Below are 16,108 nucleotides of genomic sequence, written 5' to 3'. Positions count from 1 at the left end.
CTCAGGCGTGATAGACGGAATCGGGAATATCGGTAATGAACATGTGCCCCGGCGCATGGGTAATGGCGAAGGGCACTTTCGAGGCCATCACGGCGGCTTGCGGGGTGACGCCGCAGGCCCAGAACACTGGCACTTCGCCGGGCTCGATGCGCACGGCATCGCCGAAATCCGGCTTCGAAAGATCGGCAATGCCGATGTCCTGCGGTGCGCCCACATGCACGGGTGAACCGTGCACGGCGGGAAACCGGCCGGAAATCGTTGCCGCATCGGCCACGCGGCTTGCCGGAATGGGCCGCATGGAGACGACCATATTGCCGGTCAGCCGCCCCGCCGGGCGGCAGGCGCGATTGGTCAGATACATCGGCACATTGGTCTTGTCGGTGATGTGGCGGATCTCGATGCCCGCCTCCAGCATCGGCGTTTCGAAGGTGAAGCTGCATCCGATCAGGAAGCTGACGAGATCGGGGTGTTCGCCCCAGGCCGCACTGGCATCCGCCGTTTCCTCCACAAGTCTGCCGTCGCGCCAGATGCGGTAGAGCGGCAGGTCGGTGGCAAGATCGGCGTCCCTGGCCAGTTGCGTGTGCCGCGAGCCGGGATCGGACACGTCGAGAACGGGGCAGGCTTTCGGGTTGCGCTGCGCATAGAGCAGAAAGTCGAAGGCCCAGTCGCGCGGCAGCACGATCATGTTGGCCTGGGTAAAGCCCGGCGCAACGCCTGCCGTCGGCTCCACGGCGCCTGCGCGGTAACGGCTGCGGGCGGCGCGTGCTGCCTCCGCATCGACATGGGCAAGATGGCTCAGATCGGTCATGGCAGCCTCAATGGGTTGGAAGGAAAGAGGAAACGGCAATGCCTTCGGCCTTGAACCGCGCCGCGATGGTTTGCGCAATCGCCACCGCGTCGGGGCTGTCGCCATGCACGCAGATGGATTGCGCCTCGATGGCGATGATGCTGCCATCCACGGCTTCCAGCTTGCCTTCGCGGGCAAGCCGCACCATGCGGGCGGCAATCTCTTCGCGGTCATGCAGCACGGCACCTGCCTCGCGGCGGGAGACAAGCTCGCCCTTCGGGGTATAGGCGCGGTCGGCAAAGGCTTCCGCCACGGTTTTCAGGCCGGATTTCTGCGCAAGGGCAAGGATCGGCGCATTGGCAAGACCCATCAGCACCAGCGAGGCATCCACGGCCTTGATGGCATCGATCACTGCCTGGCCCTGTTTCGGGTCATGGGCAATGCGGTTGTAAAGCGCGCCATGCGGCTTCACATAGCGCACCGTGGTGCCTGCGGCAGCGGCAAGGCCCTTCAGCGCGCCAATCTGGTAGATCACGTCGCCGATCAGTTCCTCGCTGGTGACATCCAGATCGCGGCGGCCAAAGCCGACCCGGTCGGGATAGGAAACATGCGCGCCGATGACCACGCCCCTTTCGGCGGCGGCCTTTACCGTTCGATAGATCCCGGCGGGATCGCCGGCATGAAAACCGCAGGCAATATTGGCGCTGGAGACGACGGCCAGCATGGCGGCATCATCGCCCATGCGCCAGGCGCCGTAGCTTTCCCCAAGGTCGCTGTTGAGATCGATGGCGGGCATGTCTTCCTCCGTTTGTCAAAGACCGAGCAGGGCAAAGATCGGCCCGATGGCCTTGTAGCCCATATACCATGTAAGGCCAGCGGTGAGGGCGCCGAGCACCAGCAGCCATGCCGGATATGTGTAGCCCTCCATGAGATCCTGACGTTTCCACGCGGCATAGATGAAGATGGAGAAGCCGATGGGCAGGATAAGGCCGTTGAGGCCACCGACGAAAACCAGCATCTGGGCAGGCGGCGTGGTGATGACCACGTAGAAGAACAGCGATACCGCGATGAAGATCACCGTCGCGACATTGCGGGCGCGTTCGCTCATATCCTGCTTGAAGACGGTGAGGAAGGATACGGAGGTATAGGCCGCGCCGATGACGCTGGTAATAGCGGCTGCCCAGAGAATGACGCCGAAAATGCGCAGGCCAAGATCGCCTGCCGCGGCCTGAAATGCCTGTGCTGCGGGATTTGCACCCTTGCCGGAGGTGTCGATGACAAGGCCTGCGGACACGACGCCCAGAATGGCAAGGAACAGTACGAAGCGCATGAGGCCTGTCACGGCAATGCCCGTGAGGGCGGCGCGGTTGACGGCGGCAAGGTTTTCACGCCCCGTCATGCCCTTGTCCAGCAGCCGATGGGCGCCGGAATAGGTGATGTAGCCCCCGACCGTGCCGCCGACAATGGTCACGATGGCGGCGAAGTTGATCGTGGACGGCAGGAAGGTCTCGTAAAGGGCTTGTCCCACCGGCGGACCGGAAACGATGGCGACGAACAGGGTGAGGGCAATCATCATCACGCCCGCAACAATGATGAAGCGGTCCACCAAGAGACCGGCGCGGCGTGAGAGAAAGATGCCGATGGCGATCAGCGCGCTGATGCCGCCGCCGATCTTCGGATCGAGCCCCAGCATGGCATTGAGGCCAAGGCCACTGCCGCCGATATTGCCGATGTTGAAGAACAGCCCGCCGAAAATGACGAGAACGGCCAGCAGATAGCCGGAACCGGGAATGGCTGCATTGGCAATGTCGGAGGCCCGGCGGCGGGTAAGCGTCACGATGCGCCAGATGTTGAGCTGCACCACGAAGTCGATGAGGATGGAAGCCAGAATGCCGAAGGCAAAGGCGGCCCCCAGCGAAGCGGTGAAGGTCGCGGTCTGGGTAATGAAGCCGGGGCCGATGGCTGAGGTCGCCATCAGGAAAATCGCGGCCATCAGCGCGTTGCGGCTGGTTTTTCGGCTGCCCGTCTGCGGGTCGCTGTTTGCGTCTGCCGGCGTGTGCTCCATGGCCTTGCTCCTTGTTCTCGTCATCCGCCCCTCGCGGATGCTGTGGCCATGACTTTGCCACGTTCAGCGCTTTCGTCAAGATTGTTCAACAATAATTCTATATTGCTCTGCAATATTGCCTAATTGTGCAGCGCGATGCATAGGACATGGTCAGCCATTGCGCATTGCTTGTGCAAAGACGGGCGGCTCGCGGTGGCTCCCTTGCCGCTCATCGGGGCATAGGCAATAGTCCCGGCAACAACAGGACCGCGCGATGACCGAAGAGACCGAAACGCTTTCCCTTGCCGAGCGGCTGGCGGGCCAGATCCGCGACCGGCTGATTGCAGGCGAGCTGACGCCGGGTCAGCGTCTTTCGGAGGCAGCACTCAGCGCAAGGCTCGATGTGTCGCGCAATTCGCTGCGCGAGGCCTTTCGTCTGCTGACCAAGGACGGGCTTTTGCGGCACGAGGCCAATCGCGGTGTGTTCGTTTCCACCCCCAGCATGGCCTCGATCATCGACATTTACCGCGTGCGGCGGCTGGTGGAATGCCGGGCGCTGGAGCAGGGCTTTGCCCATCATCCGGCCGTCAGGCAGATGAGCGAGGCGGTGGAGGAGGCCTGTCACTGTCTTGAAGCGAAGGATTGGCAGGGTGTGGGCAGCGCCAATATGCGCTTTCACAGTGCCATTGTCGATCTTGCCGACAGCCATCGCCTCAATGATTTCTACGCCCGCATCGCTGCGGAATTGCGGCTGAGCTTCGGTCTTCTGGCCGATCCCGAACTGCTTCACGCACCCTTCGTGCCGCTCAATCGCGAGATCCTCGACCTCCTGCTTCAGGGCAAGCCGCAAGCCGCCGCCGCGGCACTCGATGCCTATCTCCAGCGCTCCGAACGCATGGTGCTGGCGGCTTTTGCCCGCAGCGGCGATATGGCGAAGTAAACTTCAAAAATCCAGCGGGCGGTTATCGACCACCTCTTTCATCACGAAAAAAGTGCGCGTCTGGCGCACGCCCGGCAGTGCGATCAGCTGGCTGCCATGAATGCGGTTGAAATCGGCCATGCCGCCGACGCGGATCTTCAGGAAATAATCGAAATCTCCCGCCACCAGATGGCAGTCCAGCACGCAATTGAGTTTCGCGGCGGCGGCCTCGAAATCGGCAAAGCTGTCCGGCGTGGACCGGTCCAGCACCACGCCAACCATGACCAGCGTGCCAAGATCGACCTTGGCCGGATCGACCAGCGCGCGCACGCCCGCAAGATAACCATCGCGAAACAGTCTCTGGGTACGGCGATGGCAGGTGGCGGGGCTGATCGCCACTTTCTCCGCCAGTTCCGCATTGGTCAGCCGTCCATCCTTCTGCAACAGGCGCAAAATCTTGACGTCGATACGGTCAAGCGGTTCCGTCATGAAAACCTCTTTCGTAATTTGCTTCCCGGTGGATCATTTCAGATAATATGAGAAGAAATAGCGGATTTTATCTGCAAACTGAACATCAAAATAGAAAGGACGTTTCAGCCCGGTTTCGCTAGGCTTTTTCCGGTTTCCACCCTGCAACACCGGAAAGACCATGCTGGAAAAATTCGAACGCTATCCGCTGACCTTCGGTCCCACCCACATCGAAAAGCTTGAACGCCTTACCGGCCATCTCGGCGGCAAGGTTGAGATTTACGCCAAGCGCGATGATTGTAATTCCGGCCTTGCCTATGGCGGCAACAAGCTGCGCAAACTGGAATACATCATTCCCGACGCCATTGCCTCCAATGCCGATACGCTGGTGTCCATCGGCGGCGTGCAGTCCAACCACACCCGCATGATCGCGGCGGTCGCTGCCAAGATTGGCTTCAAATGCCGTCTGGTGCAGGAATCCTGGGTGCCGCATGAGGATGCGGTCTATGACCGCGTGGGCAATATCATGCTGTCGCGCATCATGGGGGCGGATGTGCAAATGGTGGATGAGGGCTTCGACATCGGCATCCGCAAGAGCTGGGAAGACGCCATCGAGGATGTGAAGGCCAAGGGCGGCAAGCCTTACCCCATACCCGCCGGTGCTTCAGTGCATAAATATGGCGGGCTCGGCTATGTCGGCTTTGCCGAAGAGGTGCGCAAGCAGGAAGAGGAGCTTGGCTTCCGCTTCGATTATATCGTTGTCTGCACCGTTACCGGCTCCACCCATGCCGGTATGACGGTGGGCTTTGCCAAGGATGGCCGCGCCGACCGGGTGATCGGGATCGATGCCTCCTTCACGCCGGAAAAGACCCGCGCCCAGGTGCTGGAGATTGCAAGGCGCACCGCCGATCTGGTGGAGCTTGGCCGCGAGATCACGGCAGACGATGTGGTGCTGATCGAGGATTATGCCTATCCCGTCTATGGCGTGCCATCGGAGGAGACCAAGGAGGCAATCCGTCTCGTTGCCCGGCTGGAGGGCATGATTACCGATCCGGTCTATGAGGGCAAATCCATGCAGGGCATGATCGATCTCGTGAAGAAGGGCTATTTCCCGGAGGGCTCCAAGGTTCTCTATGCCCATCTTGGCGGCGCACCGGCGCTGAATGGCTATGGCTACGCCTTCCGCAATGGTTGACCTGTCCTGAAACGAAAAAGGCGGCCCGAAAGCCGCCTTTTTCAGGGTCATGCGAGAGAAAATCTCCACTCGATCAATAGCTTTTGCCACCGGCCACGCGGCGCAGCGGCTGGGCTGCGGGCTTGGCAATTGTGTTGCCGTTGGCGGCGGGCTTTTCCAGCGGGCGGCGCAGCGGCTGGGCCGGGCGCAGCGTGAAGGGCTTGGCAGCCACGACAGCCACAGGCTTGATGGCCTGCTTCGGCTTTTTCGGGCCGTTGATCCAACGCATCAGGGCTTCGAAGCCATGGCGCGCTTCGCGCTTGGCGACCTTCAGCCCTTCCTCGCTCAACTGACAGGTGGCACCGATTTCGCGCCAGTTCAGGCGCCCCGCATGAAGCGGCGGCAGCGCGCGGCGCATGGTCAGGCCCAGCATATAGCTGCTCAGGTTGTTATAATCTTGCTTGCCCAGAACAGGGGCAAGGCGCACCTCACAGAAGCTTTCAATCTTCGCGTGAAAGGTGGCAATGGAAGGCATTATTTGCGGCATCTACTCACAACTCACTTTGGCCGGCGCATCGTGGAATGGCCGGGCCCGGGCAGGTAAGCGATGTCTGTTAATGAAAGGTTGCGCAATTCACAAGAGGTCTTCGCAAAGCAGGAAAAACTTCAGCTATTCCAAAAACGCAGGGCTCCATTTTTGACGGATATTGAAAAAAAATTAAACATATTCAGTATGTTGGTAATGATGCTCTGCAAGGTCCGGCCAGCTTGACATTTGGCAGCCGCCGGACGTGTCGCGAGAGTGGCAAACCGGCGGAATACGGGCGGGTGCAGGCAGGAGAAAGCCGTTTTGCCGGTTCCAGAGCGAAAAACGCAGCGTCTTGCGAAGAACATTGAAAAATCGATGGCGCTGGCACGTCCGTTGCGAATCACGCGGCCAACCGTGCGGGGCTGCGGCGTTTGCGGCAACATATTCGACTTCTCTGGCTGGCCAACCCGGCAGCTTGTGCCGAATAGAGGGCAAGGAGAGCAGGGAAAATGTGCGTCTGCGGGTGAAAATCCCCTCGGATAACGAATGGGGTGAAGCATGGATTGCGTGGCATTGCTGGAAAAGCTGGTCGGCTTTCCTTCCGTGGTGGGCACGCCCAACCATGCCATTGCCGGATGGATTGCCGATTATGCCCGCGCACAGGGGGCTGCCGTTCACACTCTTCCCGGCCCGGAAGGCGACCGCGCCAATCTTTTCATCACCCTGGGGCCAGTGGAAGAGCGCGGTTATGTTCTTTCCGGCCACATGGATGTGGTGCGCGCCGACGAGCCGGAATGGACGAGCAATCCCTTCGCATTGAGAGCCGATGGCGAGCGTCTTTACGGGCGCGGCACCAGCGACATGAAGGGCTTTCTGGCGGCCTCTCTGGCGCTGTTGCCCAAGCTTGCGGGCAGGCGGTTGAAAAGGCCGCTGCATCTTGCCTTTTCCTATGACGAGGAGGCCGGTTGCCGCGGCGTGCCGCATCTTCTGGCGCAATTGCCAGCGCTTTGCCAGATGCCGCTTGGCGCCATTATCGGCGAGCCCAGCGGTTTGCAGCCCATTCTGGCGCATAAGGGCAAGGCGGCGGCCCGGCTGACCGTTATCGGCCGATCCGGCCATTCCTCCCGGCCCGATCTGGCGCTCAATGCCATTCACGGCATTTCGCGGGTGCTTTCCACCTGCCTTTCCGTCAGTGCGGCGCTGGAAGAGGGGCCTTTCGACGCAAGCTTCGCACCGGCCTGTTCCACCTTGCAGGTAGGGGTGATTTCCGGCGGGCAGGCGGTCAACATCATTCCCGCCGAAGCGCGGATCGAGCTTGAGGTGCGGGCCATTGCCGGGCAGTCGCCCCGGCAATTGCTGGAGCCGGTGGAGCGTGCGGCACAGGCGCTGACGGCGGCGGGCTATGGCGTGGAGTGGCAGCTCGTGAGCGAGTATCCGGCGCTGGCGCTGCCTGCGGGCTCGGCGCTTGCGGGGCTGGCGCGGGAGATTTCCGGGCAGGAACCGCTGGCGGCTGTCAGCTATGGCACGGAGGCCGGGCTTTACCAGCAGGCGGGCATGGAGGCCATCATCTGCGGACCCGGCGATATTGCCCGCGCCCACAAGCCGGATGAATTCATTGCCCGCCGCGAACTCGCCGTCTGCGAGACAATGCTGGAGCGTCTTGCCGCGCATTTGTCATGAGCGGCTTTTTCAGCGTGATCTGCCGTTGTCGGTTGTCGATTCAGCGTCTTCTTCCGTGTGTCTGCGGCACACTCTGCTGAAAATCCAAAAGGATGCGGCCCATGGCCTTTCTTTTCAATTCCGATGCGGCGCGGGGCGCAATCTTCCAGGCGGCCTTTGCCGAGGCGTTGCCGGACCTGCCCTTTCATATCGGCGCAGCCGGGCTGGACCCCGCAGCGGTGCGCTATCTCATCACCTGGACGGTGCCGGAGGATCTGGCCCGCTATGACAATCTCGAAATCCTGTTTTCCATCGGCGCGGGCGTCGATCAGTTCAATCACGACCTCGTGCCGCCGCAGGTCAGGATCGTGCGCATGGTGGAAGAAGGCATCGTGCGGATGATGCAGGAATATGTGACGCTTGCCGTGCTGCTTCTCCATCGCAACCTGCCGGTCTATCTGGCGCAGCAGCGGGCGGGCCTGTGGAAAGCCCAGCCCGTGCTTCAGGCGCCGGGGCGGCGGGTCAGCGTGCTTGGGCTTGGCATGTTGGGCAGCGCGGTGCTGGAGCGGCTAAAACCCTTTGGCTTCGTGTTGCAGGGCTGGAGCCGGTCGAAACGCCAGATTAACGGCGTGGATTGCCGCCATGGAAAAGAGGCGCTGCCGCAGCTTCTGAAGGAAACCGACACGCTGATCTGCCTTTTGCCGCTGACGGCTGAAACACGCGGCTTTCTCGATGCCAGGATCTTCGCCCTGTTGCCGCAAGGCGCCTCGCTGGTGCAGGCGGGGCGCGGGCCGCAGCTTGACCATGAGGCGCTTCTGGCGGCGCTGGAAAGCGGCCACCTGTCCGGCGCGGTGCTGGATGTGACCGATCCCGAGCCGCTGCCCGCCGATCATCCGCTCTGGCATCACCCCAAAGTGATTGTCACCCCGCATATCGCCAGTGTCACCCAGCCGGAAACGGCGGCCCGTTCGGTTATCGCCGCCATTCTCCGCCATCAGGCGGGGCTTGCCCCCGAAGGCCTGGTGGACCGCCAGCGCGGCTATTGATGGTGAAGGGATTTTTCTGTGAACACGCCTCTGAATAGCAGGCATCCAAAGCAAACATGAACACGCCGGAGGTTTCCATGTCCGACCTGAAAGACAAGATGCTGTTTCGCGAGCAGGGCCTGATCGGTGGCCAATGGAGGTCTGCGGCCTCCGGCAAGGTGGTGGAGGTCATCAATCCCGCCACCGGCAAGGCCATGGGAAGCGTGCCGGACATGGGCGGCGACGAGACGCGCGCGGCCATCGATGCGGCGAATGCGGCTTTTCCCGCATGGAAAAAGAAGACGCATGGCGAGCGCGCAGCGCTGCTGGAAAAATGGTTTGCCCTGATGATCGAGCATGTCGATGATCTCGGCCTGCTTTTGACGCTGGAACAGGGAAAGCCGCTGGAAGAGGCGAAGGGCGAGATCCGTTACGGCGCCTCCTTCGTCAAATGGTTTGCGGAAGAAGCCCGCCGCATCGGCGGCCACACCATTCCATCTCCCACGCCCGATCGCCGCATATTGGTGCTGAAAGAGCCGGTCGGCGTCTGCGGCATCATCACGCCCTGGAATTTTCCCAATGCCATGATTACCCGCAAGGTGGCGCCAGCGCTTGCCGCAGGCTGCACGGTGGTTATCAAGCCTTCGGAATTCACGCCGTTTTCGGCGTTGGCGCTCGGCGTGCTGGCCGAGCGGGCGGGCATTCCCGCGGGCGTCATCAATATCGTGACCGGAATGCCTGCCGAAATCGGCAACGAGATCATGGCCAATGAAACGGTGCGCAAGATTTCCTTCACCGGCTCCACCCGCGTTGGCTCCTTGCTGATGCGCGGCGCGGCCGACAGCGTCAAGCGGCTGTCGCTGGAGCTTGGCGGCAACGCGCCGTTCATCGTCTTCGACGATGCCGATCTCGATCTGGCCGTCGAAGGGGCAATCGTCTCGAAATTCCGCAATGGCGGGCAGACCTGTGTCTGCGCCAACCGCATTCTGGTGCAGGCTGGCGTCTATGATGATTTTGCCGCCCGCCTTGCCGCCCGTGTCAATGCCATGAAGGTCGGGCCGGGAACCGAGGCGGGCGTCACCATCGGCCCGATGATCAACGCGGCGGCAATCACCAAGATCAACCGGCATGTCGAGGATGCGCTGGCCAGGGGTGCCAGCATCATCACCACGCCGCACAGCCTGCCGGAGGGCGCGCAATATACCGCGCCCGTGGTGCTGACCGGCGCGACGACGGATATGCAGCTTGCCGCTGAAGAAACCTTCGGACCCGTGGCGCCGCTCTTTCGCTTCGAAACCGAAGAGGAGGCCATTGCAATCGCCAATGGCACGCCCTTCGGTCTTGCCGCCTATTTCTATACGGAAAACCTCAAGCGCTCCTGGCGGGTGGCCGAGGCGCTGGAATTCGGCATGGTCGGCCTCAATACCGGGGCGATTTCCACCGAGGTTGCCCCATTTGGCGGCGTCAAGCAATCCGGTCTGGGCCGTGAGGGCGCTCAGGCTGGCATCGAGGAATATCTGGAAATGAAGAGCTTCCACATCGGCGGACTGGCCTGAGGGGGGCGGCAGGGATTAGAGCATAATCCGACCGGAGTGAAACGAGGATCGACAAGATTATGCTTCAAAAATAACATCTTAAAGCGCCGTGCGTCTGATAAAACGCACGGCGCTCCAGGTCATTTTTCTTGCTGCTCTTCCGGTTCGGATTCCGGCTGATCCTTCGAGGCCTTCATATAGGTCTCGAAGATCTGCTCCATGCTTTTCTGGTAGGATTTCTGCACCTCCAGCCCGCTGTCGAACATGGTGTTGACCATGTTGCGCATGGCTTCCCCGGCTTCGGCCTGCGGTTCGGGTTTGGGCGGCTCCGGGGCTTTGGGCGTCTGGCCCATGGAGGCGCTGACCATATCCGTCCATGCCTTGGCGAAGGGATTGTCGAGAAAGGGATTGGTGGCCTTGGTCTCCGGCGCGGTCTTGACGCCCATCATTTCCTGCCATGCCTTGAGAAAGGGATTGTCGAAGACGGGATCGGGCTGCTTGGGTTTCGGCTGAAAGCCGGTTGCCTGAAGCCATTGGTCCAGCATCGGCGCGAAGGGGGCGGTGGCGAAAGCGCCCTGTGCTTCGGAAAGCTGGCCCATGCTTTGTTTGAACAGGCCTCCCATGATCGTATCGGCCAGACCCGGCATCATGCGCTTGAGAATGTCCTGGCCAATGCCGGTAATCTGTGCGGCCTGCGCGGCAATGGCCCGCGAAACCTCCTTGGAGCCGAATAATTGCTCCAGCACGCGGTTGCCGTCGGCAATGCCTTCCGGCGTGAAAGCCTTGCCCATGTCTTCGAAATAGCGGGCATAATTGCCCGACGCCATGGCCGAAAACAGGGCGGAAAGATCGTAAGGATTGGCGGCGGTGCGCTTGAGGCCGGAGGAGAAGGCGGGCGCCAGCGCGGCAAAGGCCTGCGCGGCCTGTTCCTGTGCCAGACCAAACTGCTTTGCCATGGCCTCCACGGCTGCGCCGTTCTGGGCCCTGAGCATCATTTCAAACAGTGGCATCATGGCGTTTCCCCTCATTTTGGCCCTCGTTGCCAACGACTATAACGGGAAAACGATTCTTGCCTACTGCCTATCCATCCGCGCTGCGAGATTTCCGGATGTCTCAAGGGGCGGCCCGGCAGCATAATTCCTTAAACCGGAATCGATTCAAGAAAGTATGCAGCAGCCCTAAGAGCCATAGTGCCGCTTCGCCCGTCAGTAATGATAGACGTCGAAAGCCGGTCTTACGCTGCCATTCCAGTCGCCGTGATAGGCGGCCAGCATATCCTGTGCCAGCGTCCGGCCATTTTCCAGAATGGTGTCGAGCGGGGCGAGATAGATTGTTTCATCCTCGCCATTGCCGTTCAATTGCCTGCGGGCCTTCAGGCCCGCGCGGGAAATCTCCACCACGTCGCGGGCAATGTCGTTCAGGGCGCGGCCATCGATCCGTGCCGTGAGCCCTGCCGTGGGCACGCTGGCGCGAAGGGCCGAAACGGCCTCGAAATCCCAGGCTGCGGTCAGTTCGTCGGCGCTGGCCAGCGCCGCATCATCGTAAAGCAGACCGACCCAGAAGGCTGAAAGGGCGGGAATATGGCTTTCCGGGCCGTTATCGGCGCCACGCATTTCCAGAAAGCGCTTCAGCCGAACATCGGGAAACAGGGTGGAAAGATGATTGGTCCAGTCGCCCATGGTCGGCTGCCAGGCGGCAAGCTCACCCTTCAGCGCGCCGTCCATGAATTGCCGGAAGGTGACATGGGTGCAATCATGGTAACGCCCGTCGCGCACCACGAAATACATCGGCACATCCAGCGCCCATTCGACATAATCGCCGAAACAGAAATCGGGCCGGAAGGTGAAGGGCAGCAAACCGGCGCGCCGGTTGTCGGTATCCGACCAGATGTCGCCGCGCCAGGACTGGAAGCCGTTGGGCTTGCCATCGGTGAAGGGCGAGGCGGCGAAGAGCGCGGTGGCCAGCGATTGCAGCTTCATGGAAACCCGCATCTTGCGGGCCATGTCTGCTTCGGAGGAGAAATCGAGGTTCACCTGAATGGTGGCGCTGCGATACATCATGTCCAGTCCCTTCCTGCCCACTTTGGGCATGTAACGGGTCATGATGTCATAGCGGCTTTTCGGCATTCGCGGCGTTTCGGCAAGCGTCCACAGCGGGCTGCCGCCCACCATCAGGAAAGAGATGCCGAGCGGCTCGCAAATCTCCTTCAGCGCCTGCATATGGGCGCTGGTTTCCGCCGCCGTTTCATGCAGGGTGGCAAGGGCTGCGCCCGAAAGCTCGAACTGGCCGCCGGGCTCGATGGAAATCGCTCCCTGGCCGCTGCCACCGGCAAGGCCGATGATGTTTTCGCCATCCATGATCGGTTCCCAGCCAAGCTTTGCCTGCATGGCCTTCAGGATCGCGCCGATCCCGGTTTCGCCTTCATAGGGAACCGGCGAAAGATCGTGGGTGTGAAAACCGAACTTTTCATGCTCGGTGCCAAGCCGGAACGCCTGCTTCGGCTTGTTCCCCTCGGCCAGATGGGCCGCCAGCATGTCTATGGAAGAAAGCGGCGTATCATCGGTGGTATCGCGAGCCATGGATCGTCCTGTCAAAAGATCTGTCACGGGGTTAAAGCATATCGTGCAAAAGTGTGAAACGGTTTTGCGATGACGTTATGCGTTAAAACAAGAAGTTAGATCGGTTCATTTTTTCACGGAAACATTGAGTCGATCTAACTATTTGTTTTTACGCATTTTTATACGGAAAACCGGCTTCCACTTTTCCTGAAAATGCTCTAAAGCCCGTTGCGTGAGGCTGATCACCGGCAGCGGGCTTTAAGGCGGATATAGAGCATTTCCGGAAAAAGTGAAAACCGGTTTTCCCACCGGACATTCGCAAGAACAAATATTTAAAACCCTGGGCTTTGTCTCTTCAATTCCAGTCTCCCGCCGTGGCTTGCAGCACGGCAAGTGCGGCAACCGCTGCCGTATCGGCCCGCAGAATGCGCGGGCCCAGCGGAATGGCGGTCACGAAGGGCAGGCTGCGCAAAAGCCCGCGCTCTTCCTCGGAAAAACCGCCCTCGGGCCCGACCAGCAGCGCAAGTCTGCTCGTCTTCAAGGATTGGAGGGCCGGCAGCGGGTTGTCGGTCGCGCTGTCTTCGTCGCAAAAGACAATGTGCCGGTCCTGTGGCCAGGTTTCCAGCAGGGTCTTCAGCTTCTGCGGGGAGCGCATTTCGGGAATGGCCAGAATGCCGCATTGTTCGGCTGCTTCCACCGCATTGGCCTGAAGCCGTTCCAGCGAGGTGATCTTGCCCTGCACATGCTGTGTCATCACCGGCTGGAGCGTGCCTGCGCCCATTTCCACGGCCTTCTGGATCAGATAATCCATGCGTCCCACCTTGAGGGGCGCAAAGAGGAAGACAAGGTCGGGATGCGCCGGTTGCGGGCGGGTCTGTTCCACCGGCGTCAGCAGGATCTTCTTGCGGGTGGGAAAGGCAAGCCTTGCCCTCCACTCGCCGTCGCGGCCGTTGAACAGCAAAAGCTCGGCCTCGTCGGCAAGCCGCAGCACATTGGCCAGATAGTTGAACTGTTCGGCATTGGTCTCCAGCGGCTGCTCCGGCAAAAGATCCGCCTGCACGTAAAGCCTTTGCATTCTGTAATTGGCGCGCATGGTCTTCTTCGTTTCACACTTCGAGCATCTTCTGGCTTTACGGGAAAGCTTTAACGGAAAAGCGCGAGCATAATGCGATAGACGATGGCCGCAAGCCCGGCTGAAACCGGCAGCGTCACCGCCCATGCCAGAAGAATGCTCATGAGATAGGAGCGGCGCACCAGACGGCGGCGGCGCGCCTCGTGCTTGTTGGCTTTCTTCTTGCGTGGGCGCGGCGGCAGAGCCTCGTCATTGCTGCTCTCGCCTGGCAAAAGGTCTTGCGCCCGCGCCGCCAGATAGGCCTGACGCCGTGCAGAGGTGCGGTTGTAATATTCCCGGAAGAAGCCGACGCCAAACACCGCTCCCACGGCGATATGGGTCGAACTCACCGGCAGGCCAAGTGCCGAGGCCGTGATGACGGTGACGGCTGCCGACATGGAAACGCAGAAGGCGCGCATCGGATTGAGCCGGGTGATCTGAGAGCCGACCAGCCGGATCAGGCGCGGCCCGAACAGCAGCAGCCCCACCGAAATGCCGAAGGCGCCTATCGTCATCACCCAGACCGGGATGACTGTATCGGCGGCAGGGCCGGAGCCCATCGGCCCATAGCTGTGCAGGGCATTGACGATGCCGGTCAGCGGGCCGATGGCGTTGGACACATCGTTTGCGCCATGGGCGAAGGAAAGCAAGGCGGCTGCGCCGATCAGCGGAACGCGAAACAGGTCGCGCAGCGACTGGTTGCGGTTTTCGAGCCCTATGGATTGCTTGCGAATAAGCGGGCGGCTCATCAGCCACGCCGCCACGCCCACGCCGCAGGCCATGGCAAGAGCGGGCGCCGAGCCGACCAGAAAAACGCGCCCGATGCCTTTGATGGTGAGGTAGAGCGAAAAGCTTCCGGCCATGACGCCGATGAGAACCGGCAACCAGAGCCGTGCGGCGGCGATCTTGTCGGCGCGGTAGACGATGAGGTCGTAGATCAGAAAAAGGAAGCCCGCCGCAATCAGCCCGCCCATGACCGGCGACACCACCCAGGCAAGTGTGATGGTGCTGATGACGTGCCAGTTGACGGCGCTGGGCCCGACGGCGGCAAAGCCCGCGCCAATCACGCTGCCGACGATGGAGTGGGTGGTTGAAACCGGCGCATTCAGCAGCGTGGCCAGATTGATCCATGTCGCCGCCGCCAGAAGCGCCGACATCATGATCCAGGCAAAGACTTCGCTGTCGCCGACAAGGGCGGGCGACACCACGGAGGCGGAAATCTTGCGCACCACCTCATGCCCGCCGATCATGGCGCCGGCGATTTCGAAACAGGCGGCCATCATGAGGGCGCCCGTCACGGTAAGGGCGCGCGCGCCCACCGCCGCGCCCACATTGTTGGTTACGTCATTGGCGCCGATATTCATCGCCATATAGGCAGCCAGCGCCGTCCCGGCCATCAGGAACACCACATCCTTGTCGTCGGTGCTGAAGCCCAGCGCGTAGGCTGCCGCCAGCACCATGAAAATCAGGCCTGCGCCAAAGGCTGCAAGCCTGCGCGTGACGTGATGGGTTGCGCTTTCCAGAAAATTCAGCCGGTCGAGATCCTTGTCCAGGCTGCGCCTGCCCGATGCGGCCGTGGACCGTTTGCCGGTTTTGGACGAGGTTTCATTCATGGTGACGATCTACCGTAAGACTGGCCTTGCGGAACCGTCAGCGCCAAAGGGCAGGACGCGGACGGGGGCGCAGGGGCAAGACGCGGTCACAGCCACAGGTCCCGCTCACGCTTCCAGAAACCGAAAACGGTGCGGCCGTCAAGCTTTTGCGACAGGTGGGGCAAGCTTTTGCGGCAAATTGCGCAACAAGACCTTCAATTGCGGTTCGCGCACCTGTTCGGCAGCGCTTTCGGGCGAAAACCATTCAAGCCGGCGCGCGCCCATTTCCGGGAAATCCGTCTTCAGTTCGCGCACCTCCAGCAGGAAGACCAGCACCATGCACGGCACAGCCATGCCGCCGGGCATGGCTTTGTCATAGCTGTAATCGCCATAGGGCTTCTTGCCCACCTTGCCCTTGACGCCAGCCTCTTCGTAAGCCTCGCGCTCTGCCACGGCATGGGATTTCTTCTGCCCCATGGGCCATCCTTTCGGAATGACCCAGCGGCCCGTATCGCGGCTGGTGATCAGCAGCACTTCCAGCCGGAGCGCGCCTTCGCTTTCATTCCAGCGATAGCAGATCGCGCCAAACTGCTGCCTGGGCGGGCGCCTGAACATCAATTCTATCTCGGCGGCGATTTTGCCCAAAAGTTTCAATCCTGTTCTCACTTTCCAAGGCCGGAAAAAAGGCCGAAAACGCGAAGGTGCCC

General features: G+C 61.2%; 16 protein-coding genes. 5 read left to right on the top strand and 11 right to left on the bottom strand.

All coding sequences use genetic code 11. The features are described from left to right. Position 1: 1 nt before the first annotated feature. The 3 genes from T424_RS0108060 to T424_RS0108050 are packed head-to-tail and all read right to left on the bottom strand — an operon-like array spanning position 2 to position 2,852. Positions 2 to 808, bottom strand: coding sequence for a putative hydro-lyase (locus T424_RS0108060; RefSeq protein WP_037066957.1), 807 nt, complete (start codon positions 806 to 808; stop codon positions 2 to 4). 7 nt (positions 809 to 815) lie between these two features. Next, complete coding sequence (locus tag T424_RS0108055) at positions 816 to 1,583, bottom strand: LamB/YcsF family protein (RefSeq protein ID WP_027487283.1); 768 nt, start codon at positions 1,581 to 1,583, stop codon at positions 816 to 818. 15 nt (positions 1,584 to 1,598) lie between these two features. Beyond that, complete coding sequence (locus T424_RS0108050; protein WP_027487282.1) at positions 1,599 to 2,852, bottom strand: NRAMP family divalent metal transporter; 1,254 nt, start codon at positions 2,850 to 2,852, stop codon at positions 1,599 to 1,601. A 253-nt stretch (positions 2,853 to 3,105) separates the two neighbouring features. On the opposite strand from T424_RS0108050, the gene T424_RS0108045 reads away from it, so the two are divergent. Then, on the top strand, positions 3,106 to 3,771 hold the full coding sequence (locus T424_RS0108045; protein WP_027487281.1) for a GntR family transcriptional regulator: 666 nt from the start codon (positions 3,106 to 3,108) through the stop codon (positions 3,769 to 3,771). A gap of 3 nt (positions 3,772 to 3,774) precedes the next feature. Here the strand turns inward: T424_RS0108045 and T424_RS0108040 are convergent, their stop codons facing one another. Beyond that, positions 3,775 to 4,239, bottom strand: a complete 465-nt coding sequence (locus tag T424_RS0108040; RefSeq protein ID WP_027487280.1) for an Lrp/AsnC family transcriptional regulator — start codon at positions 4,237 to 4,239, stop codon at positions 3,775 to 3,777. 160 nt (positions 4,240 to 4,399) lie between these two features. Between T424_RS0108040 and T424_RS0108030 the strand changes: the two genes are divergently transcribed. After that, a complete protein-coding gene (locus T424_RS0108030) occupies positions 4,400 to 5,413 on the top strand; it encodes a 1-aminocyclopropane-1-carboxylate deaminase (protein WP_027487279.1) in 1,014 nt (337 codons plus the stop codon). A gap of 73 nt (positions 5,414 to 5,486) precedes the next feature. Here the strand turns inward: T424_RS0108030 and T424_RS0108025 are convergent, their stop codons facing one another. Then, on the bottom strand, positions 5,487 to 5,939 hold the full coding sequence (locus T424_RS0108025) for a hypothetical protein (RefSeq protein WP_154664840.1): 453 nt from the start codon (positions 5,937 to 5,939) through the stop codon (positions 5,487 to 5,489). Positions 5,940 to 6,058: 119 nt separating this feature from the next. Next, complete coding sequence (locus T424_RS0108020) at positions 6,059 to 6,364, bottom strand: hypothetical protein (protein ID WP_027487277.1); 306 nt, start codon at positions 6,362 to 6,364, stop codon at positions 6,059 to 6,061. Positions 6,365 to 6,479: 115 nt separating this feature from the next. Between T424_RS0108020 and argE the strand changes: the two genes are divergently transcribed. The 3 genes from argE (at position 6,480) to T424_RS0108005 (ending at position 10,161) form a co-directional block, all read left to right on the top strand. Beyond that, positions 6,480 to 7,601, top strand: coding sequence for an acetylornithine deacetylase (gene argE, locus T424_RS0108015; protein WP_027487276.1), 1,122 nt, complete (start codon positions 6,480 to 6,482; stop codon positions 7,599 to 7,601). 101 nt (positions 7,602 to 7,702) lie between these two features. Beyond that, a complete protein-coding gene (locus tag T424_RS0108010; RefSeq protein WP_027487275.1) occupies positions 7,703 to 8,626 on the top strand; it encodes a 2-hydroxyacid dehydrogenase in 924 nt (307 codons plus the stop codon). Positions 8,627 to 8,703: 77 nt separating this feature from the next. Continuing rightward, positions 8,704 to 10,161: an NAD-dependent succinate-semialdehyde dehydrogenase gene (locus tag T424_RS0108005; RefSeq protein ID WP_027487274.1), complete on the top strand. Its 1,458-nt coding sequence runs from the start codon at positions 8,704 to 8,706 to the stop codon at positions 10,159 to 10,161. Between the two features lie 119 nt (positions 10,162 to 10,280). On the opposite strand, the gene T424_RS0108000 is transcribed toward T424_RS0108005, so the two are convergent. The 5 genes from T424_RS0108000 to T424_RS0107980 form a co-directional block, all read right to left on the bottom strand. Next, on the bottom strand, positions 10,281 to 11,153 hold the full coding sequence (locus tag T424_RS0108000; RefSeq protein WP_027487273.1) for a DUF937 domain-containing protein: 873 nt from the start codon (positions 11,151 to 11,153) through the stop codon (positions 10,281 to 10,283). A 192-nt stretch (positions 11,154 to 11,345) separates the two neighbouring features. Beyond that, positions 11,346 to 12,719 (bottom strand): glutamate--cysteine ligase, encoded by a 1,374-nt coding sequence (locus tag T424_RS0107995; protein WP_027487272.1) that lies wholly within the window; start codon positions 12,717 to 12,719, stop codon positions 11,346 to 11,348. A 334-nt stretch (positions 12,720 to 13,053) separates the two neighbouring features. After that, a complete protein-coding gene (locus T424_RS0107990; RefSeq protein WP_027487271.1) occupies positions 13,054 to 13,791 on the bottom strand; it encodes a 16S rRNA (uracil(1498)-N(3))-methyltransferase in 738 nt (245 codons plus the stop codon). Positions 13,792 to 13,841: 50 nt separating this feature from the next. Continuing rightward, a complete protein-coding gene (locus T424_RS20455; RefSeq protein ID WP_051558852.1) occupies positions 13,842 to 15,422 on the bottom strand; it encodes an inorganic phosphate transporter in 1,581 nt (526 codons plus the stop codon). A 138-nt stretch (positions 15,423 to 15,560) separates the two neighbouring features. After that, positions 15,561 to 16,016 (bottom strand): NUDIX hydrolase, encoded by a 456-nt coding sequence (locus T424_RS0107980; protein ID WP_051558866.1) that lies wholly within the window; start codon positions 16,014 to 16,016, stop codon positions 15,561 to 15,563. Positions 16,017 to 16,108: the final 92 nt, after the last annotated feature.

The organism is Allorhizobium undicola ORS 992 = ATCC 700741, from assembly GCF_000621665.1.
GTDB classification, from domain to species: Bacteria; Pseudomonadota; Alphaproteobacteria; order Rhizobiales; family Rhizobiaceae; genus Allorhizobium; species Allorhizobium undicola.
Note: the sequence above shows the minus strand (reverse complement) of the source record. Positions and strands in the feature narration are given on the sequence as shown.